At 67.1% G+C, this 19,266-nt stretch carries 18 protein-coding genes; 14 read left to right on the forward strand and 4 right to left on the reverse strand.

The features are described 5' to 3' along the window. The first annotated feature begins 54 nt into the window (after positions 1 to 54). Together rimO and GIW57_RS18785 are read left to right on the forward strand one after the other, a co-directional pair. Positions 55 to 1,416 carry a 30S ribosomal protein S12 methylthiotransferase RimO gene (rimO, locus tag GIW57_RS18780; protein ID WP_100553120.1) on the forward strand — a complete coding sequence of 454 codons (1,362 nt, stop codon included), beginning with the start codon at positions 55 to 57 and terminating at the stop codon, positions 1,414 to 1,416. Further along, a complete protein-coding gene (locus tag GIW57_RS18785) occupies positions 1,413 to 2,231 on the forward strand; it encodes a DUF3025 domain-containing protein (protein ID WP_100461090.1) in 819 nt (272 codons plus the stop codon). The genes rimO and GIW57_RS18785 overlap by 4 nt, the downstream gene beginning before the upstream one ends. 43 nt (positions 2,232 to 2,274) lie before the next feature. On the opposite strand, the gene greB is transcribed toward GIW57_RS18785, so the two are convergent. After that, on the reverse strand, positions 2,275 to 2,790 hold the full coding sequence (gene greB, locus GIW57_RS18790; protein WP_100461088.1) for a transcription elongation factor GreB: 516 nt from the start codon (positions 2,788 to 2,790) through the stop codon (positions 2,275 to 2,277). A gap of 78 nt (positions 2,791 to 2,868) precedes the next feature. Then, entirely contained in the window at positions 2,869 to 4,374 is a 1,506-nt protein-coding gene (locus GIW57_RS18795) for a helicase HerA-like domain-containing protein (RefSeq protein ID WP_089236329.1), read from the reverse strand. A 122-nt stretch (positions 4,375 to 4,496) separates the two neighbouring features. Here GIW57_RS18795 and GIW57_RS18800 point away from each other — a divergent pair, with 122 nt between their 5' ends. Together GIW57_RS18800 and GIW57_RS18805 are read left to right on the forward strand one after the other, a co-directional pair. Further along, the gene (locus GIW57_RS18800; protein WP_236512344.1) at positions 4,497 to 6,107 is read left to right on the forward strand and encodes a transglycosylase SLT domain-containing protein; all 1,611 of its coding nucleotides are present in this window, start codon (positions 4,497 to 4,499) and stop codon (positions 6,105 to 6,107) included. Between the two features lie 23 nt (positions 6,108 to 6,130). Then, positions 6,131 to 6,478 (forward strand): ribonuclease E inhibitor RraB, encoded by a 348-nt coding sequence (locus GIW57_RS18805; RefSeq protein ID WP_236512345.1) that lies wholly within the window; start codon positions 6,131 to 6,133, stop codon positions 6,476 to 6,478. A 118-nt stretch (positions 6,479 to 6,596) separates the two neighbouring features. Here the strand turns inward: GIW57_RS18805 and asd are convergent, their stop codons facing one another. After that, positions 6,597 to 7,439 carry an archaetidylserine decarboxylase gene (gene asd / locus GIW57_RS18810; RefSeq protein WP_099819031.1) on the reverse strand — a complete coding sequence of 281 codons (843 nt, stop codon included), beginning with the start codon at positions 7,437 to 7,439 and terminating at the stop codon, positions 6,597 to 6,599. Next, complete coding sequence (locus tag GIW57_RS18815) at positions 7,436 to 8,086, reverse strand: SCO family protein (RefSeq protein WP_025876141.1); 651 nt, start codon at positions 8,084 to 8,086, stop codon at positions 7,436 to 7,438. Before GIW57_RS18815 ends, asd begins: the two co-directional genes overlap by 4 nt. A 123-nt stretch (positions 8,087 to 8,209) precedes the next feature. Between GIW57_RS18815 and prmB the strand changes: the two genes are divergently transcribed. From prmB to GIW57_RS18865, 10 genes are all read left to right on the forward strand, one after another. Next, entirely contained in the window at positions 8,210 to 9,139 is a 930-nt protein-coding gene (gene prmB / locus GIW57_RS18820) for a 50S ribosomal protein L3 N(5)-glutamine methyltransferase (protein ID WP_100461075.1), read from the forward strand. Then, on the forward strand, positions 9,136 to 10,239 hold the full coding sequence (gene aroC, locus GIW57_RS18825) for a chorismate synthase (protein ID WP_236512346.1): 1,104 nt from the start codon (positions 9,136 to 9,138) through the stop codon (positions 10,237 to 10,239). The genes prmB and aroC overlap by 4 nt, the downstream gene beginning before the upstream one ends. Further along, positions 10,232 to 11,269, forward strand: coding sequence for a D-glycerate dehydrogenase (locus GIW57_RS18830; protein WP_100461067.1), 1,038 nt, complete (start codon positions 10,232 to 10,234; stop codon positions 11,267 to 11,269). Before aroC ends, GIW57_RS18830 begins: the two co-directional genes overlap by 8 nt. A 91-nt stretch (positions 11,270 to 11,360) precedes the next feature. After that, positions 11,361 to 12,389 (forward strand): aspartate-semialdehyde dehydrogenase, encoded by a 1,029-nt coding sequence (locus GIW57_RS18835; protein WP_100461064.1) that lies wholly within the window; start codon positions 11,361 to 11,363, stop codon positions 12,387 to 12,389. Positions 12,390 to 12,538: 149 nt separating this feature from the next. Further along, a complete protein-coding gene (locus GIW57_RS18840) occupies positions 12,539 to 14,539 on the forward strand; it encodes a FimV/HubP family polar landmark protein (protein WP_236512347.1) in 2,001 nt (666 codons plus the stop codon). Positions 14,540 to 14,562: 23 nt separating this feature from the next. Continuing rightward, positions 14,563 to 14,922, forward strand: coding sequence for a VOC family protein (locus GIW57_RS18845; RefSeq protein ID WP_100461059.1), 360 nt, complete (start codon positions 14,563 to 14,565; stop codon positions 14,920 to 14,922). Between the two features lie 32 nt (positions 14,923 to 14,954). Beyond that, positions 14,955 to 15,725, forward strand: coding sequence for a tRNA pseudouridine(38-40) synthase TruA (gene truA / locus GIW57_RS18850; protein WP_099819039.1), 771 nt, complete (start codon positions 14,955 to 14,957; stop codon positions 15,723 to 15,725). Continuing rightward, complete coding sequence (locus GIW57_RS18855; protein WP_025876155.1) at positions 15,722 to 16,378, forward strand: phosphoribosylanthranilate isomerase; 657 nt, start codon at positions 15,722 to 15,724, stop codon at positions 16,376 to 16,378. Before truA ends, GIW57_RS18855 begins: the two co-directional genes overlap by 4 nt. Positions 16,379 to 16,546: 168 nt before the next feature. Next, positions 16,547 to 17,221, forward strand: coding sequence for a DUF1449 family protein (locus GIW57_RS18860; RefSeq protein WP_089236317.1), 675 nt, complete (start codon positions 16,547 to 16,549; stop codon positions 17,219 to 17,221). After that, positions 17,218 to 19,236 carry a hypothetical protein gene (locus GIW57_RS18865; RefSeq protein WP_236512348.1) on the forward strand — a complete coding sequence of 673 codons (2,019 nt, stop codon included), beginning with the start codon at positions 17,218 to 17,220 and terminating at the stop codon, positions 19,234 to 19,236. The genes GIW57_RS18860 and GIW57_RS18865 overlap by 4 nt, the downstream gene beginning before the upstream one ends. The last annotated feature ends 30 nt before the right edge of the window (positions 19,237 to 19,266 follow it).

Genomic DNA, 19,266 nt, shown 5'->3' on the forward strand with positions numbered 1-19,266 from the left:
CAGGTCCCCCTGCCATGCCGGCAGGGGCCCAGGCCCCCAGAGTCCCGCGATTCCATGTCCCAGCTGAACCCCAAAGTCGGCTTCGTCAGCCTTGGCTGCCCGAAGGCCCTCGTCGATTCCGAGCGCATCCTCACCCAGCTGCGGTCGGAAGGCTACGACATCGTCCCGTCCTACGATTCGGCCGATGTGGTGGTGGTCAACACCTGTGGCTTCATCGATTCGGCGGTGACCGAATCGCTGGATGCGATCGGCGAGGCGATGAACCAGAACGGCAAGGTCATCGTCACCGGCTGCCTGGGCAAGCGCCCGGAGCAGATCCGTGAGGCATACCCGAACGTGCTGGCGGTGTCCGGGCCGCAGGACTACCAGAGTGTGATGGAAGCCGTGCATGCAGCGCTGCCGCCCAAGCACGACCCGTTCGTGGATCTGGTGCCGGACTACGGCATCAAGCTGACCCCGCGCCACTACGCCTACCTGAAGATTTCCGAGGGCTGCAACCACCATTGCAGCTTCTGCATCATTCCGTCGATGCGCGGCAAGCTGGTCTCGCGCCCGGTGGATGACGTGCTGCGCGAAGCCGAGCGCCTGGTGCGCGGCGGTGTGCGCGAACTGCTTGTGGTTTCGCAGGACACCTCGGCCTACGGCGTGGATGTGAAGTACGCCGAGAAGATGTGGCGCGACAAGGCCTACCAGACCCGGCTGAAGGCACTGTGCGAAGGCTTGTCCGAGCTGGATGCGTGGGTGCGCATGCACTACGTCTATCCGTATCCGCACGTCGATGACGTGGTGCCGCTGATGGCCGAGAACCGCATCCTGCCGTACCTGGACATCCCGTTCCAGCACGCCAGCCCGCGCATCCTGCGCCTGATGAAGCGCCCCGGCGCGGTCGAGAAGACCCTGGAACGCGTGCAGAACTGGCGCCGTATCGCACCGGACATCACCGTGCGTTCCACCTTCATCGTCGGTTTCCCGGGCGAGACCGAGGCCGAGTTCGAAGAGCTGCTGTCGTTCCTGGACGAAGCGCAGCTGGACCGCGTGGGTGCGTTCGCCTACTCGCCCGTCGAGGGCGCCACGGCCAACAACCTGCCGGACCCGGTGCCGGAAGAGGTGAAGCAGGAACGACTGGCGCGCTTCATGGAAAAGCAGGCGCAGATTTCGGCCTCGCGTCTGGAAGCCAAGATCGGCACGGTGCAGCAATGCCTGGTCGATGCCATCGAAGGCGATATCGCCGTGGCCCGTTCCAAGGCCGATGCGCCGGAGATCGACGGCCTGGTGCATATCCAGAACGCCGACCAGGTTGCGCTGCGCGTGGGTGAGTTCGTCGACGTGGAAATCACCGAGAGCGACGAGCACGACCTCTACGGCGACGCACTGCCGCCGACCACGCGCCCGGCATTCGATCTCAAGGTGCTGTGACCGGGGCGGAGGCTGCTGATGGCGGCCCCCGCCGCTTCGTGGCACCGCTGCGCGCGGCAGTGGATGGGGCTGCGTTCGATCATCCGGTGTTTGCCGGTATCGCCGAGTTCGCTGATCTGCTGACCGCAGTGGAATGGCCGCGCGTGTCCGACCTGGACGCGCGCCTGGCGCTGCTGGGCAAGCGCCTTGTTGAACAGGATGCGGCGCTGCTGGCCGACGGCCTGCACTATGAAACGCGCATCGCCGAAGGCCGCATCGCAACGCGTGCCGAAAACTGGCACGACCTGTTCAATGCCCTGGTCTGGGCACGCTACCTGCCGATCAAGCGCGCACTCAATGCGCAGCAATGCCGGCACATCGATTGCCTGGCCGCAGGACAGCGCAACCGCGCGCAGGCCGCGCTGACCCAGTTCGATGAAACCGGCGTGGTGGTGCGCGTGCGTGACCCGGCGTTGCTTGCAGCTTGGGATGCTCACCAGTGGCGCGTGCTGTTCGAACCGAGCCATTGGCAGTCAGGGCGCATCGCCATTGCCGCTGTATTCGGCCATGCCTTGATGGAACAGGCGCTGCTGCCGGGCCGGCTGCTGGTGGGCAAATGCATCGTGCTGCAGGGCGATGACGATGCGGGCTGCATCGACGCGGCCGCGCAGGCCATAGACGAGGGCAGGGTGCTGCTCGATCCTCTGGAGCTGCGGCCGCTGCCATTGGCGGGCATTCCGGGCTGGCACACCGATCAGACACCAGCCTTCTACGCGAACGACGACTACTTCCGCCCGCTGCGCGAAGGTCGTCGTTACCCGCCGCCGCTGCTGTAGAGCCGAGCCCATGCCCGGCTGAGCGCCGCTGCCCGCCAGAGGCTCAGCCCTTGGCCGCAGCCTCGTACTCGACATCGATCACCGCAAAGGTGTGATGACCACTGGGCAGTTCCACCGAAAACTCATCATCCAGGCGCTTCTTCAACAAGGCCCGCGCCAACGGCGAATCGATGCTGATCCAGCCCAGCCCAGCATCGGTCTCATCCGGCCCGACGATGCGATAGCGGCTGGTCTGCCCGCTGTCCACGTTCTCCAGCTCCACCCAGGCACCGAAGAACACGGCCTGTGGATCGGTCGGCGTGGTGTCGACCACGCGCAGTGATTCCAGGCGCTTGGTCAGGTAGCGCACGCGACGATCGATCTCGCCCAGCTGCTTCTTGCGGTAGGTGTATTCGGCATTCTCCGAGCGATCGCCTTCGGCCGCGGCGGCGGCAAGCGCCTTGACCACCTCGGGTCGACGCACACGCCACAGCTCATCAAGCTCGGCTTTCAAGCGTGCATGGCCGGCGGCGGTGATCAGTGCGGTGCTCTTTTCTGCGGGGGGACGCCAACGCGACATGTAATGCGGCTTCTCGTGCGGAATGAAACAAATACGGCGCGCCGTTGCCGGCGCGCCGCGAAGGTGCCGCCGGGGCTCTCAGCGCTTGCCGCCGAAGATGCCACCGAGGATGCCGCGCACGATCTGGTTGCCCAGCTTGGTGCCGACCGTACGCGTGGTCTGCTTGGCCATCGTCTCGATCATGCCCTGGCGGCGTTTGGTGCCGAAAATCGCATCCTTGATCGATTGCCCGAAGCCACCTTCCTGCGCCTCGTCCTGTTCGCGGCTGCGCGCGGCCGGCGCATCGGTTTTCTCGACGGCCTTCTGCGCGCGCTGGGCCAGCAGTTCGGCGGCCGATTCGCGGTTGATGGCAGTGTCGTAGCGGGTACCGACCGGGCTACCGGCACGCACCTGCGTACGTTCGGTCTCGGTGACCGGTCCCATGCGGCAGCGCGGCGGCGCGATCATCGTCTGCTGTACCGGCATCGGCACGCCCTTGTCCTGCAGCGTGGACACCAGCGCTTCACCGGTACCAAGCTGGCTGAGCACCTTCACCACATCCAGCTTCGGGTTCGGCACGAAGGTCTCGGCAGCGGTCTTCACCGCCTTCTGGTCGCGTGGGGTGAATGCGCGCAATGCGTGCTGCACGCGGTTGCCGAGCTGGCCGAGGATGTTGGCCGGCACGTCGTCCGGGAACTGCGAGCAGAAGTACACGCCCACGCCCTTGGAACGGATCAGCCGCACCACTTGTTCGATGCGCTGTACCAGGGCGGGGGGCGCATCGTCGAACAGCAGGTGCGCTTCGTCGAAAATGAAGACCAGCTTCGGCTTGTCGAGGTCGCCCACTTCCGGCAGCTGCTCGAACAGCTCCGACAGCAGCCACAGCAGGAAGGTGGAGTACAGCTTGGGCTTGAGCACCAGCTGGTCGGCGGCAAGGATGCCGATGACACCGCGGCCATCATGGTTGACCCGCATGATGTCGGCCAGTTCCAGCGCCGGTTCGCCGAAGAAATGCTCGCCGCCGTCCTGCGCCAGGCGCAGCAGGGCGCGCTGGATGGCCGCCACCGACTGCGCGCTGACCAGGCCGTATTCGGTGGAGATGTCCTTGCGCTCCTCGGCCACCAGGCCGAGCAGGGCGCGCAGGTCGTCCATGTCCAGCAGGAGCAGGCCGCGGTCATCGGCCAGCTTGAACACGATGTCGAGCACGCCGGCCTGGGTGTCGTTCAATTCCAGGATGCGTGCCAGCAGGGTCGGGCCCATCTCGCTCACGGTGGTGCGCACCGGGTGGCCGAGCTTGCCGTACAGATCCCAGAACACGGTGGGGCTGGCCGCCGGGGCGTAGTCGCCCACGCCGATCTCGGCCGCGCGCTTGAGCAGGTTCTCGGCGCCGGTACCCGGCACCGCCAGACCAGACACATCGCCCTTCACATCGGCCAGGAACACCGGTACCCCGATCCGCGAGAAACCCTCGGCCAGGGTCATCAGGGTCACGGTCTTGCCGGTGCCGGTAGCGCCGGCCACCAGCCCATGGCGGTTGCCGAGTTTCGGCAGCAGGGTGACAGCCACATCGTCGGTGATGCCTTTGCCGAGCAGAATCGGATCCATGGTCCAGCCCTTGTGATGAATGTGCCAATGTTAACCGCCGACAGTGACGGGCCGAAGGTCGGCTTGCCCCGACCTTGGCCGCGCCGCTACTCTGCCTGCCTGTTTCATACACAGTGCCACCAATGCCCGTTCCTGTCCTGATTTCCCGCACCTGGCCGCTGCTGGCCCTGGCTGGCCTGGTTTCCCTGGCGCCGGAGGCCCACGCACAGCGGGTTTCGGCCAAGGACAAGGTGAAGGTGGATGCACTGCAGCAGCGCATGACGGCTGCCGAGAAGCGCTACAGCGATGCCGTGCTGCTGGTGGCCAACGCCGATCCGAAGGGGCGCAACGAGGCCGATGCCGCGCTGGAGGACATGGAAGATGTCATCAGCGAGTGCGTGAAGCAGAAGGGCTGCCAGATGAGCAACATGCTGGCGACCTACAAGCGGCTGCTCAAGCACGATGCCGATGCTGCCGCCGATGATGACGTGGCCGATGAAGCCGGCGACCGCCTGGAAGCCGACCCGGACCATGTCGGCCCGCTGGCTGCCGACGTGCCCGAGGCGGCCCGCGCGGCAGCGCTGCTCAACGACAAGCGCCATGCCTTCGACAACATGGTCGAGTACAACCCGGCCGTGCAGGCCGGCATCCGCCGCTGGCTGACCGACATGCGCCCGGCGCTGATGACCACCTACGAGAACTACCAGAACCTGCGCGCGGTGATGTGGCCGGAATGGGAGAAGCGCGGCCTGCCCGAGGCGCTGCTGTTCGGCATCATGGCCAAGGAGTCCAATGGCCGCGTGCATGCGTCCTCTCGTGCCGGCGCGGCAGGCCTGATGCAGTTCATGCCGGCCACCGGCCGCCGCTTCGGCCTGGGCCCGGACGGTACCGGTTTCGATACCCGCTTCGATGCGCGCAGCGCCGCCGAAGCCAGCGCGACCTACCTCAACGAGCGCATGCGTGAGCTCAACAACAACGTCGAACTGTCGTTGGCCGGCTACAACGGCGGCGAAGGCCGCGCGGCGCGCGTCTACAAGCAGTACCCGGGCCAGAGCTTCTGGGTGGACAGCGTCTACAACCAGTTCCCGGGCGAGACCAAGGACTACGTGCCGATGGTGATCGCCGCGTCCTGGATCTTCCTGCACCCGCAGCAGTACGGCGTGGAGTTCCCGAAGATCAACGCACAGCCGGCCACGATCCGCCTGGCCCGCTCGACCACGATCTACGAGCTGACCATCTGCCTGGGCAGCCATGGCACCCGCGATGGCTACATGCGCGCATTGCGCAATCTCAACCCGCGCTATGAGGCCGATGGCTGGATTCCGGCCGGCACCCTCATCAACGCCACCAACCGCATTGCCGGCCTGTACACGCGCAACTGCGTCAGCGGCCCGCGCGCGGATCTGGCCCGCACCCTGATCACCGCCGACCTCAATGCGGCGATCGTGCGCCCCAGCGCCGCCAGCTACACCGGCAGCGTGGCCGTGGGCGGGGTGGTGCCGGTGGTCGATCCCAATGCCGCCAGCAGCGTGCCGACCACGCCCGCAGCGCCGGTGGCTGCGCCGCGCCCGGCGCCGGCACCGCGTGCCAAACCGGCCCGCAGCTACAAGGTCGGCAAGGGTGAGACCCTGGGCCGGATCGCCGCGAAGTTCCAGTGCGATGTGCCGGTGCTGGCCCGCGCCAATGGCCTCAAGGCCCCCGGCTACAGCCTGCGCCACGGCCAGATGCTGAAGCTGCAGGGCTGCGACAAATAATCTTTCCGCAATCTGGATACCGCATGGACCTCGAAGACACCCGCAACCTGTTCACCAACCTCCGCGAGAACACCGACTGGGACCTGGATGCCCCGCTGCTGTGGGGGTACTTCTTCGTGCACTCCACTGCCGAGCCGCTGCAGGCACTGGGCAGCCACCTGCAGGCGCAGGGCTATGTGCTGGTGGAACTGTTCGAGCAGGAGCCGGAAGACGGTGACGCTGCATTCCACGTGCTGCACGTGGAGCGCGTGGAAGTCCACGACGAAACTTCGCTGGACAAGCGCAACCAGGAACTGAGTGCGCTGGCCACGGAGATGGGCGTGGAAGACTACGATGGCATGGACGTAGGCCCGGCGCCGACCCTGCAGTAACGCCCGCACCCGGTAGTGCCGGCCGCTGGCCGGCATTCCGTTGAAGCCATCCACGCATGGCGTGGATCTACTGGCCAAGCGTGAGCCCAGCACGGCTCGGCTCGGCTCTACATGAACCTCAGCGCAGCTTCGCCAGTGCCTGGCCCAGCTGCACCGGATGCTCGGCATCCAGATGCGGGGCGAATTCGGCCACCCCCGGTGGCAGCAGCACGATCACGGTCGAGCCGTAATTGAAGCGCGCCATCTCTTCGAAGCGCTGCAGCGTGATGCCGCGGCCCCGGTAGTCCTTGCGGGTGATGCGGTCGCCGTAGTGCGGAATCTCCTCACCGCTCCACACCGTTTCGACGCCCGACACCAGCAGTGCACCGACCATCACGCTGACCATCGGGCCGAAACTGGTGTCGAAGTGGCAGACCAGGCGTTCGTTGCGTGCGAACAGGCCGGGCACGTTGTTCACCGCGGCCGGGCCAACGCTGAACAGGCGGCCGGGCACATGCACGGTTTCGCGCAGGGTGCCGGTCCACGGCATGTGCACGCGGTGGTAGTCGCGCGGCGACAGGTACACCGTGGCATACAGCCCATCGTTGAACGGCTTGGCATCCTCGGCGCTGCCCAGCAGCTCGGCGGCGGTGAAGGACTGGCCCTTGGCCTGGAAGATGCGGCCGGCGTCGATCTTTCCGAGCTGGCTGATGCGGCCATCGGCCGGCATCACCAGGCTGCGCGGATCGGCATCGGCCACGCGTGCGCCGGGCTTCAGCGCGCGGGTGAAGAACTGGTTGAAGGTCGGGTAGCTGCGCGGGTCCGGGTTGGCCGCTTCATCCAGGTTGACGTTGAACTTGCGGGTGACCGTGTCGATCAGCCAGCGCGATACGCGCGGGTTGTCCGAGTACGCCAGCGAACGCGCCATCGAGGACAGCAGGCGGTGGGGCAGGACGTACGTCAGGGCGGTGGTCAGACTCATGGGGCGGATTTCTCGGTCAGCTTCTGCAGGTCGCGGGCGATCGCCGGCGCGTTGAACGGGGGCCGCACCAGGCCGGCAAGCCGGCCCTGCGGATCGAGCACGGCCAGGCTGGCAGAGTGCTCGAGGGTGTAATCCTCGGGATTCTCGTCGAAGTGCTTGCCCGGCACCTTCTGGAACACGAAGCCCAGCGAGGTGGCAAAGCGCTCCAGCGAGGGGATGTCGGCGGTCGCCGCCAGGGTGTCCTTGTGGAAGCCATGGGCGTACTCGCCCAGGCGGGTCGCGGTATCGCGCTCCGGGTCGACCGAGACGAACAGCACGCGCGGGCGCAGGCCGTCGGGCAGGGCTTCCCACTGGTTCTGCGCGCCGGCCAGCTCGGCCAGGGTGGTCGGGCACACGTCCGGGCAGAAGGTGAAGCCGAGGAACACCAGGGTCCAGTGGCCCTTCAGCTCGCCGGGAATCAGGCGCGTACCGTCGGACTGGGCCAGGTTGTAGTCGGGCAGGGCGCGCGGCTGCGGGTACAGGGTGATCGCTTCGGTGGCCGGCTGCCCGGCCGGCGGCTTCGGCGCGAACACCTGCTGGGCGGCGAGCAGGCCAAGGCCCGCCGCCAGAGCGATCAGCAGGATGATGCCGACGTTGCGATTGAACATGGGATTCCGCCGCAGGAAGTGGCCACCATCATACCGGCTGCGACTGGATCGTTTCTGCCGCAACGGATGCCGGCGCAGGCGGCAACCCCTATAATCGGGGGCCACTTTGCCCGCAGTACCGCCATGACCGCTGAAACGGCCGCCGAACTCCATACGATCATCGATCTGATCCGCTACGGCACCAGCCGTTTCAACGCTGCGGGCCTGACCTTCGGGCACAGCTACGACAATGCCCTGGACGAGGCCACCCAGCTGGTGCTGCACGGCCTGCATCTGCCGCACGACCTCGGCCCGGCCTACGGCCAGGCGCGCCTGCTGCGGGAAGAAAAGCTGGCGGTGCTGGAGCTGTTCCAGCGCCGCATCGACGAGCGCATCCCGGCCGCCTACCTGACCGGTGAAGCCTGGTTCGCCGGCCTCAGCTTCAAGAGCGACACGCGCGCTCTGGTGCCGCGTTCGCCGATCGCTGAGCTGATCGAGTGCGGCTTCGAGCCGTGGCTGGCTGGCCGCGACGTCAGCCGCGCGCTGGACCTGTGCACCGGTTCGGGCTGCATCGCCATCGCCATGGGCCACTACTACCCGAACTGGGAAGTGGACGGCGTGGACCTCAGCGATGAGGCGCTGTCGCTGGCCGAAGAGAACAAGGAACGCCTGCAGGCGCACAACGTGACCCTGCTGAAGTCGGACCTGTTCAACGGCCTGACCGGTCGCCACTACGACCTGATCGTCACCAACCCGCCGTACGTTACCAACGACGAGACCGATGCCCTGCCGCAGGAATACTCCTACGAGCCGGACATGGGCCTGCGTGCCGGCGACGACGGCCTCGACCTGGTGCTGAAGATCCTGCGCGACGCGCCGCTGCACCTGAGCGAGGACGGCCTGCTGATCTGTGAAGTGGGCGAGTCCGAACAGCACCTGATCAAGCTGCTGCCGGAAGTCGATTTCGCCTGGGTCGAGTTCAAGGTCGGCCAGATGGGCATCTTCGCGGTCGAGTGCCGCGAGCTGATCGCCCACAGCGCACGCATCACCGAACTGGCGGCACAGCGCCCGTGAGCTCCAATTCGTTCGGCAAGCTGTTCACCGTCACCACGTTCGGCGAATCGCACGGGCCGGCCATCGGCTGCGTGATCGATGGCTGCCCGCCGGGGCTGGCGCTGGACGCGGCCGAATTCAGCCACGACCTGCAGCGTCGCGCCACCGGCAAGAGCCGGCATACCTCGGCGCGGCGCGAGGCCGACGAAATCGAGATCCTGTCCGGGGTGTACGAGGGCCTGACCACCGGCACCCCGATCGCGCTGCTGATCCGCAACACCGACCAGCGCAGCAAGGACTACAGCAACATCGGCCAGCAGTTCCGTCCGGGGCATGCCGACTACAGCTACTGGCACAAGTACGGCATCCGCGACCCGCGCGGTGGTGGCCGCTCCTCGGCGCGCGAGACCACCATGCGCGTGGCTGCTGGCGTGGTTGCCAAGAAATGGCTGGCCGAACGCTTCGGCATCACCGTGCGCGGCTACCTGTCGCAGCTGGGCGAGATCACCCCGGCCGGTTTCGACTGGTCGGTGGTCGAGGACAATCCGTTCTTCTGGCCGCACGCCGCACAGGTGCCCGAGCTGGAGGCGTACATGGATGCGCTGCGCAAGTCCGGTGACTCGGTCGGTGCCTGCGTGGACGTGGTCGCCGACAATGTGCCGCCGGGTTGGGGCGAGCCGATCTACGGCAAGCTCGATGGCGAGCTCGCGGCCGCACTGATGAGCATCAACGCGGTGAAGGGCGTGGAGATCGGCGACGGTTTTGCCAGCGCCATGCAGAAGGGCACCGAACACCGAGACCTGCTGACCCCGCAGGGTTTTACCAGCAACCACGCCGGCGGCATTCTCGGTGGCATCTCCACCGGCCAGCCGGTGGTTGCCTCGATGGTGCTCAAGCCGACCTCCAGCCTGCGCCTGCCGGGTGAGTCGCTGGATACGGCCGGCAATGTGGTCGAGGTGGTCACCACCGGCCGCCATGATCCCTGCGTCGGCATCCGCGCCACACCCATCGCCGAGGCGATGATGGCACTGGTGCTGATGGACCAGGCGCTGCGCCACCGCGCACAGTGCGGCGACGTCGGCACCATCACTCCGCGCATTCCCGGCCAGCTTGATGGCTGATGCGCGGCCGACGGTATGGGTGAGCCAGCCGCTGATCGACGCGGCCATCGCGCCGCTGCGCGATCGCGTGCAGCTGCGCACCACCGATACCGTCACCGCCTGGTCGCCGCAGCAGATCGCCGCGCAGCTGGCTGACGTTGACGGCGCGATCATCACCCTCAACGAGCGCATCGGTGCGGCCCAGGTCGCCGATGCCACGCAGCTGCAGGTGATCGCGAATGTGGGGGTCGGCTACAACAATCTGGATGTCGACGCGCTCAGCGCCGCCGGCATCCTCGCCAGCAACACCCCGGACGTCCTCACCGAGACCACCGCCGATCTCGGCTTCGCCCTGTTGATGGCCACCGCGCGCCGGATCACCGAATCCGAGCGCTGGCTGCGCGAGGGGCAATGGGGGCAATGGTCGTTCCAGACCATGCTCGGTGCCGACATCCATGGCAGCACGCTGGGCATCCTCGGCATGGGCCGCATCGGCCAGGGCATCGCCCGTCGCGGTGCGCACGGCTTCGGCATGAAGGTGCTGTACCACAACCGTTCGCGCTTGCCGGCCGACGTCGAAGCCGCGCTCGGTGCGACCTACGTGGACCTGGACACGCTGCTGGCGCAGTCCGACCATCTGCTGACCGTACTGCCGTACACCGCCGCCTCGCATCACATCATCGACGCCGCCGCGCTGGCGAAGATGAAGCCGTCGGCCACGCTGGTGAACATCGCCCGCGGCGGCATCGTCGACGAACTGGCACTGGCCGATGCGCTGGCCAATGGTCGCCTGGCGGCGGCTGGCCTGGATGTCTACGAAGGCGAGCCGAACGTGCGGCCGGAACTGCTGGCCCTGCGCAACATCGTGCTGACCCCGCACATCGGCAGCGCCTCGCTGGCCACGCGCACGGCCATGGTGCAGATGGCCGTGGACAATCTGCTGGCCGGGCTTGGCCTGGACGGCAGCCCGGCGCGCATGCCGAGCGCGATCAACGCCGACGCGGCCCTTGCCGCGCGCGCATCCTCGGATAAAAAAAGCGGGAAACGATAGGGAACCTCCGCGCATCCATCCGAGGAGGCTCCCCGAACCCAGCTGTCGTGCGTGAGTTTTCCCCCCTTCCCGTTTTCGTGAGAGTTCCCCCATGAGCAATGCACAACGCAGCTTCCACGTCGCCATCGTCGGCGCCACCGGTGCGGTCGGCGAGACCATGCTGGCCATCCTGGCCGAGCGCGATTTCCCGGTCGCCACCCTGAGCCTGCTCGCTTCCGAGCGCTCGGCCGGCGGCGAAGTCGAATTCAACGGCAGCAAGGTCAAGATCCAGGACCTGGCCACCTTCGACCCGAGTGGCGTGGACATCGCCCTGTTCTCGGCCGGTGGCAGCGTGTCCAAGGAATACGCCCCGAAGTTCGCCGCCGCTGGCGCGGTGGTGATCGACAACTCCTCGGCCTTCCGTTACGACGATGACGTGCCGCTGGTGGTGTCGGAGGTCAACCCGGACCAGGTCGGCAACCGTCCGCGCGGCATCATCGCCAACCCGAACTGCTCGACCATGCAGATGCTGGTCGCGCTGGCACCGCTGCACCGCAAGTACGGCATCGAGCGCATCAACGTGTCCACCTACCAGTCGGTGTCCGGCGGCGGCCGTTCGGCGCTGGAAGAACTGGGCAAGCAGACCGGCCAGCTGTTGAGCTTCCAGGAAATCGATCCGCAGCGTTTCCCGGTGCAGATCGCCTTCAACCTGATCCCGCACATCGACGACTTCCTGGACAACGGCTTCACCAAGGAAGAGATGAAGCTGGTATGGGAGACCCGCAAGATCCTGGGCGACGACAGCATCCTGGTGAACCCGACCGCGGTGCGTGTGCCGGTGTTCTACGGCCACTCTGAATCGGTGGCGATCGAGACGCGTGACAAGGTGACCGTGGCCGAAGCGCGCGCGCTGCTGGAACAGTCGCCGGGCATCGAGGTGGTGGATCGTCACGAAGCCGGTGGTTACCCGACGCCGGTCACCCATGCCTCGGGCACGGATGCGGTGTACGTCGGCCGCATCCGCGAGGACCTGTCGCATCCGCGCGGCCTGAACCTGTGGATCGTGTCGGACAACGTGCGCAAGGGTGCCGCCCTCAACGCGGTGCAGCTGGCCGAGCTGGTCGCCGCCGAGAAGCGCTGATCGCCGCAGTTGCCTGACCGTAATGCCGGCCACTGGCCGGCATTACCTTGTCGGTGCATGCCCGTGCCTGCCGGCCAACGGCCGGCACTACCGCAGGCCGCCTCCGCGGTGGGTGCGGACCTTGGTCCGCACGCCTTATAGTGTCGCCCATGAATAAACGAGCCAAGGGCGCACGGCGTCCGCTCACCTGTCTCTCCGCCGCGCTGCTGGCCCTGGTCAGCGGTTCGGCCATGGCCCTGGGTCTGGGCGACATCCGGGTCCTGTCCAAGCCGGGACAGCCGTTGCTGGCCGAGATCCCGGTGATCTCGGCCGATCCGTCCGAACTCGAGAACCTGCGCGTCGCGCTCGCCTCGCCGGTCACCTTCGAGCGCGTTGGCCTGCAGCGTCCGGTAGGCCTGGTCAGCGAACTGCAGTTCGAGTTGACCCGCAACGCACAGGGCAGGGCGGTGGTGCGGGTGACCTCGCAGGCGCCTGTGGAAACACCGTCGCTGAGCTTCCTGGTCGAGGCCGATTGGGGCCAGGGGCGGCTGGTGCGTGAGTACTCGGCGCTGGTCGATGCACCGGCCAGTGCACTGGCCGTGGCCGAACCGGAGATCGTCGCGCCGGCCGGCGTGCTGTCGGACACCATCGTCCGCGATGCGCCTGCCGCCGCTGCAACTGCAACTGCAGCCGAGCCAGCACCAGCCACGCCGGCAGCCGCACCTGCTGCACCGCGTCCACGCGCTGCGGCACCTGCGCCAGCACCAGCACCAGCACCAGCACCAGCAGCGCCAGCATTGGCCGCAGACGGCAGCGTGACCGTGCAGCGCGGGCAGACCCTTTCGCAGATTGCCGGTTCGCTGGCCCGTGGCAATCAGATCAGTCGCGACCGGGCGATGATCGCGCTGTTGCGTGCCAACCCCGAAGCCTTCATCCGAGGCAACGTCAACCTGCTCAAGCAGGGCGCGGTGCTGCGCATGCCGGGCGATAGCGCACTGGCCGCAGTGGATGCGGCCGAGGCTGCCGCGCTGGTTCGCGAACATGCCGCGCAGTGGCGTCAGGCACGTACCGTGCCGCAGCCGGCTGGTGCGCCGATGCCGGTGGCCAAGGCAGATGGCAGCGTTTCTTCCCCGGCTGCGGCCACAGGGGCACGACTTGAAATCGCTCCGGCGCTGGCATCCGACGCCGCGCACGCGGGCACAACCACCGGCACCAGTGCCGGCAGCGAGGGTGACATGCTGGGCAACGAACAACTGCGCCAGGCCAAGGAGGACATCGCCACCCGCGATGCCGAGATCGGCGATCTGAAGCAGCGCGTGGCGGAGCTCGAAAAGCTCAAGGAGCAGCAGCAGTCACTGATCGCGATGAAGGACAATGACCTGGCCGCCGCGCAGCAGCGCTTGGCACAGGCGCCGGGTGCGCCGGGCGCCGGCACGCCGTGGTACTGGCTGGGCCTGCCGCTGCTCGTGCTGGTCGCCCTGGGCGCCTGGTTGCTGCGTCGTCGCAAGCCCTCGCCGCTGCCGCCGCTGCGCGAGGAACACGATGCCGCCGGCCTGGCGGCAGCGCTGCCGGCAGGTGCCGCGCTGGATACCCTGGCCGAGCAGGACGCCGGCGTGAGCTTTGCGGCCGAAGGCGGGCGTCAGGAACCGGCGATGCCGGCCTGGGCCAGCACTGCCGACCATGACGCACCAGATGCGGAAATCCGTGCGGATGCCGCTTCGGCAGAGTGGCGGGCGGGTGAGCTTGATGAAGACGCGCTGGCCGAACTGCCTGCTGCGGTGAACGACCTGCCGCGCTGGGACGATGCTGCTGCCCCTGTCGCGCCGACCGAACCAGCCGAGGTGGCCGTGCCCGACTACGCGCTGCAGGCCGAACAGGAGCCGCACTTCCGCGGTGTGTTCGATCTGCCGGCCGAACCGCATGAGCACGGGACGGCTGTACCGGTCGACCTGCACGACGACCATGCTGCCGCCGAGGACGCCGTCGGGTCTGCGGCAGGCAGTGGCCATGACTGGACGCCGCGGGTCGGCCAGGAGCGGCTGGAACTGGCCATCGCCTATCTGGATCTGGGCGACGCGCAGACTGCGCGCACCCTGCTGCAGGAGGTTGCCGAAGGTGGTGATCTGCATTGCCAGGCGCAGGCCCGCGAACTGTTGGCCCGTCTGCCCTGACACCCCTTCGACAAGGACCTGCCATGACCCGCGAACGCCGTCTCGACTACGTTGAATTCGCCTCGAGCGACCCGGCTGCGAGCCGCGCGTTCTTCGAGGCCGTGTTCGGCTGGTCGTTCGTCGATTATGGCAGCGACTACACCGCGTTCGACGATGGTCGCCTGCAGGGAGGTTTCTTCCGCGGCCAACCGCAGCGTGCCAGCGAAGGCGCGCCACTGCTGGTGCTGTATGCCGATCAGCTGGCGCCGATGGAAGCGGCCGTGCGCGCGGCCGGCGGGCAGATCGTGCGGACCGTGTTTTCTTTCCCCGGTGGCAGCCGTTTCCAGTTCATCGAGCCCGGTGGCAACGAACTGGCGGTCTGGTCCGAGCGCGACCCGGCCTGAGCGCCGCCCCATCCCCAACATCGAGGTAGCACATGCGTTACGCGCTCGGCGTCGAGTACGACGGCAGCGATTTCAGGGGATGGCAGAACCTGGGCGAGGGCGGACCCAGCGTCCAGGCCAGCCTGGAACAGGCCCTGTCATCGGTGGCCGATACCCCCTTGCAGGTGGTCTGCGCCGGCCGCACCGATGCCGGCGTGCATGGCCAGTGCCAGGTCGTGCACTTCGAGACCGACGTGGTGCGTGATCCGCGCGCCTGGATGCTCGGCACCACCACCCGCCTGCCGCGCTCGATCGCGGTGCGCTGGTGCGTGCCGGTGGCCGATGACTTCCATGCCCGTTTCTCCGCGCGGGCACGACGCTATCGCTACCGCCTGCTCAACCGCGAAGTGCGCCCGGCGCTGGGCCGGCAGACCCTCAGCTGGGAGCGGCGCCCGCTTGATGCCGAGCGCATGCACCTTGCCGGGCAGGCCCTGCTGGGCGAGAACGACTTCAGTGCCTTCCGCTCGGTGCAGTGCCAGGCCCTGCATGCGCGGCGTGAACTGCAGTCGCTGCAGGTCAGCCGCCACGACGACGTCATCGAGGTGGCGGTGCGCGGCAATGCATTCCTTCATCACATGGTCCGCAATATTGTCGGCTCGTTGATTCTGGTTGGCAGTGGGGAGAAACCGGTGGAGTGGATCGCCGAACTGCTGGCCGGGCGCGACCGAACCGTAGCCGGTCCCACCGCTCCTGCGCAGGGACTGGTGTTCCTGGGGCCGCTGTACCCCGACAACTGGCATCTGCCCGCCGAGGTAACGCTATGAGCCGCTCCTACTACCGTACCCGCATCAAGTTCTGTGGCATGACCCGCGCCGGCGACGTGCGCCTGGCCGGCGAGCTGGGCGTGGACGCGGTGGGCTTCATCTTCGCCCGCGAGAGCAGCCGCCGGGTCGCACCGGCCGAAGCGCGCGCGATGCGCCAGGCGATCGCACCGATGGTCGACGTGGTGGCGCTGTTCCGCAACAACAGCAGGGAAGAAGTGCGCGAGGTGCTGCGCACCGTGCGGCCGACCCTGCTGCAGTTCCATGGCGAGGAAGACGAGAGCTTCTGCCGCAGCTTCAACATGCCGTACCTGAAGGCGATCGCCATGGGCGGGCGCGAGGAGATCAATGCGCGCACCCTGCAGCTGCGCTACCCCAGCGCCGCCGGCTTCCTGTTCGACAGCCATGCGCCGGGCGGCGGCGGCGGTACCGGCGTGGCCTTCGACTGGTCGCGTATCCCCACCGGCCTGCACCGGCCGTTCCTGCTGGCCGGAGGCCTGACGCCGGAGAACGTGCATGACGCCGTGCTGGCGACCCTGCCGTGGGGCGTGGATGTCTCCAGTGGCATTGAACTGGAGCCGGGCATCAAGGACGGCTACAAGATGCGTACGTTTGTGGAAGAAGTCCGGCGCTCCGACTGCGCCGTGCTGGATTGAGACATGGTCACTCCCACGGTGTCCGGTCTTCACATTTGAGCCTGCACACCTTCTTCACATAGGATGATCCCAAGCGCGCTGGCCACGAGGGCCGGCACGAGGATCGACGGAGCCGCTGTTGGCGAGCTCCGAACGGGCGCCTGGCGCCCCCGCCCAGGAAGGCAAACGATGCAGGAATTCCTCACCGTCGTACTCGGTTATCCGACCCTCCCGTACAGCGTCGCGCTGGCGGTGGCGGTTCTGTATTGGGGAATTGCCGCCTTTGGCCTGGTCGATGACGGTTTCGGTGAGGCCGGTGCCGATGGCGCCCTTGAAGGCGATGCCCATCTCAGTGGCCTGTCAGCGCTGCTGGCGCGCTGGGGCCTGGGCGGCGTGCCGCTCATGGTGGTGGTGACGCTGCTGAGCCTGTTCGCCTGGACCCTGACCTACTTCATCCATCTGTACCTGCTGCTGCCGTTGCCCGACCTGCTGCGCTGGTCATTGGGTACCGTCGTGGCGGTGCTCGCACCACTGCCGGCCGTGCCGGTCACCGCGCTGCTGCTGCGTCCCATCCGCCGCTTCCTGCTGCGCCTGCGCCCGGTGCCGCAGGCCTCGCTGCTGGGCCGGGTCGGCGTGGTCGCCTCGCCGAAGGTCGACGCACGCAGTGGCCATGCCACCGTCGATGACGGCGGTGCCGGCCTGGTCCTGCAGATCCGCAGCGACATCGAACTGCAGCGCGGCGAGCGCATCGTGCTGGTCGAGCACGTGGCTGCACAACACCATTACCGGGTGGTCCGCGCCGACGCGGTCGCCCTCGACTTCCAGGACAACCTGCTTCCGGGCAACAAGGAGAATCATCAATGACGTTGGCTTCCGTGCTCCCCTTCCTCTTCATCGTGGGCTGCGTGCTTGCCCTGCTGCTCGGCGTGGCCGGCCTGTTCAAGGCGTTCTACCGCAAGGTCGACCAGGGCGTGGCCCTGATCGTCAACGACATGAGTTCCACCCCGAAAGTGCATTTCACCGGCGCGCTGATCATTCCCGTGCTGTACCGCGCCGAGCTGATGCGCATCAGCCTGATCACCCTGCAGATCGACCGTCGCGGCAAGGAAGGCCTGATCTGCCGCGACAACATGCGCGCCGACATCGCCGTGGCGTTCTACCTGCGCGTCAACGAGACCCAGGCCGACGTGCTGCGCGTGGCCAAGGCCATCGGCGCTGATCGCGCCTCGGATAAACACGCGGTCGATGAACTGTTCAACGCCAAGTTCTCCGAAGCACTGAAGACGGTCGGCAAGAAATTCGACTTCACCGAGCTGTTCGAGAAGCGCCAGGAATTCCGCGACGAGATCATCGCGGTGATCGGCAATGACCTCAATGGCTATGTGCTGGAAGACGTGGCCATCGACTACCTGGAGCAGACACCGAAGTCGCTGCTGGACCAGTTCAACATCCTCGATGCGCAGGGCATCCGCAAGATCACCGAACTGACCGCTGCGCAGAACGTGGTGACCAACGAGCTGGAGCAGAACGAGAAGCTGGCCATCACCAAGAAGAACGTCGAAGCCCGCGAGGCGTTGCTGGCGCTTGAACGGCAGCAGGCCGAGGCCGAGGCGCGGCAGAAGCGCGAGATCGAGACCATCCGTGCGCGCGAGGAAGCCGAGACCGCCAAGGTCCAGGAAGAACAGCGCCAGCTGTCCGAAAACGCCCGCATCGAAGCGCAGCAGGTGATCGACATCCGCGAGCAGAACCGCATGCGCGAAGTCGAAGTGGCCGAGCAGAACCGTCAGCGCGCCGTGGCCATCGAGGCCGAGCGCGTCGAACGTGCACGCCAGCTGGAGCAGGTCACCACCGACCGCGAAGTGCAGCTGCAGGGCGTGGAGCGCGACAAGGTGGTCGAGCAGGGCAAGATGGACGTGGCCAACATCACCCGCGAACGCATCTCCATCGACAAGACCGTGGCGCAGGAAGAAGAGCGCATCAAGGAAGTGCGCGAAGTCTCCGAGGCCGACCGCCAGAAGCAGGTGCTGATCCTGGAAGCTGAAGCCAAGGCGCAGGAATCGCTGGTGCGCGAAGTGAAGGAAGCGCAGGCCCGCGAGACCGCCTCCAAGCATCGCGCAGTGGAGCTGACCACGCTGGCGCAGGCCGAGCACGAAGCGGCCGGCAAGCAGGCCGAAGCCAAGCGCCTGCTGGCCGATGCGTTCCGCGCCGAACAGGCTGCACCCGGCCTGGCCGAAGCGCAGGTGCGCGAAGCGTCGGCGCTGGCCATCGAAAAGGTCGGCATCGCCGAAGCGCGCGTGATCGAAGCCAAGGCCGAAGCGAACCTGAAGCAGGGCAGCAACGAGGCGCGCGTGCTGGCCGAGACGCTGCAGGCACAGGCACAGGGCGAAGAGAAGATGGGCCTGGCTCGCGCCACGGCTACCGAATCGCTGGGCAATGCCGAAGCCGGCGTGGTGCAGAAGAAGCTGCTGGCCGAGGCCGAAGGCCTGGTCCGCAAGTTCGAGGCCATCGCTTCGCTGAGCGACCAGGCACGTGGCCACGAAGAGTTCCGCATGATGCTCGACAACAGCCTCAAGCAGGCCCTGGCTTCGATCGAAGCCGGCAAGGAAGTCTCGCGCGAGAACGCGGGCGTCATCGCCAGCGCCCTGCGCAATGCAGACATCGACCTGATCGGTGGCGACGGCGGCATGTTCGAGAACCTGATCAAGGCGGTTTCGCTGGGCAAGTCAATCGAAGGCTTCGCCGGCAAGAGCCCGATCGTGCAGGACCTGATGCAGCGCTACCTGGGCGTCAACGTGGCCGACAGCGCGCCGCGGCAGATCGCCGAGGACGTGGAAACCGTGCCCGTCGAGTCGACCGCGGTGGTCGACAGCACGCGCTGATCCACCCGGCGATGGCTACCGCCATCGCCC

This window comes from Stenotrophomonas sp. PA-6-5C, assembly GCF_021605635.1.
GTDB lineage: Bacteria > Pseudomonadota > Gammaproteobacteria > Xanthomonadales > Xanthomonadaceae > Stenotrophomonas > Stenotrophomonas lactitubi.

Excerpts from the sequence above, each read along its gene's own strand:
- greB (WP_100461088.1), bottom strand. The coding sequence starts at position 2,790 with ATGTCGCGTTGGCGTCCCCCCGCAGAAAAGAGCACCGCACTGATCACC.
- GIW57_RS18815 (WP_025876141.1), bottom strand. The coding sequence starts at position 8,086 with ATGTTCAATCGCAACGTCGGCATCATCCTGCTGATCGCTCTGGCGGCG.
- GIW57_RS18830 (WP_100461067.1), top strand. The coding sequence starts at position 10,232 with ATGGCTGATGCGCGGCCGACGGTATGGGTGAGCCAGCCGCTGATCGAC.
- GIW57_RS18860 (WP_089236317.1), top strand. The coding sequence starts at position 16,547 with ATGCAGGAATTCCTCACCGTCGTACTCGGTTATCCGACCCTCCCGTAC.
- GIW57_RS18855 (WP_025876155.1), top strand. The coding sequence starts at position 15,722 with ATGAGCCGCTCCTACTACCGTACCCGCATCAAGTTCTGTGGCATGACC.
- truA (WP_099819039.1), top strand. The coding sequence starts at position 14,955 with ATGCGTTACGCGCTCGGCGTCGAGTACGACGGCAGCGATTTCAGGGGA.
- rimO (WP_100553120.1), top strand. The coding sequence starts at position 55 with ATGTCCCAGCTGAACCCCAAAGTCGGCTTCGTCAGCCTTGGCTGCCCG.
- GIW57_RS18795 (WP_089236329.1), bottom strand. The coding sequence starts at position 4,374 with ATGGATCCGATTCTGCTCGGCAAAGGCATCACCGACGATGTGGCTGTC.
- GIW57_RS18840 (WP_236512347.1), top strand. The coding sequence starts at position 12,539 with ATGAATAAACGAGCCAAGGGCGCACGGCGTCCGCTCACCTGTCTCTCC.
- prmB (WP_100461075.1), top strand. The coding sequence starts at position 8,210 with ATGACCGCTGAAACGGCCGCCGAACTCCATACGATCATCGATCTGATC.
- asd (WP_099819031.1), bottom strand. The coding sequence starts at position 7,439 with ATGAGTCTGACCACCGCCCTGACGTACGTCCTGCCCCACCGCCTGCTG.
- GIW57_RS18835 (WP_100461064.1), top strand. The coding sequence starts at position 11,361 with ATGAGCAATGCACAACGCAGCTTCCACGTCGCCATCGTCGGCGCCACC.
- GIW57_RS18800 (WP_236512344.1), top strand. The coding sequence starts at position 4,497 with ATGCCCGTTCCTGTCCTGATTTCCCGCACCTGGCCGCTGCTGGCCCTG.
- GIW57_RS18805 (WP_236512345.1), top strand. The coding sequence starts at position 6,131 with ATGGACCTCGAAGACACCCGCAACCTGTTCACCAACCTCCGCGAGAAC.
- GIW57_RS18845 (WP_100461059.1), top strand. The coding sequence starts at position 14,563 with ATGACCCGCGAACGCCGTCTCGACTACGTTGAATTCGCCTCGAGCGAC.
- GIW57_RS18865 (WP_236512348.1), top strand. The coding sequence starts at position 17,218 with ATGACGTTGGCTTCCGTGCTCCCCTTCCTCTTCATCGTGGGCTGCGTG.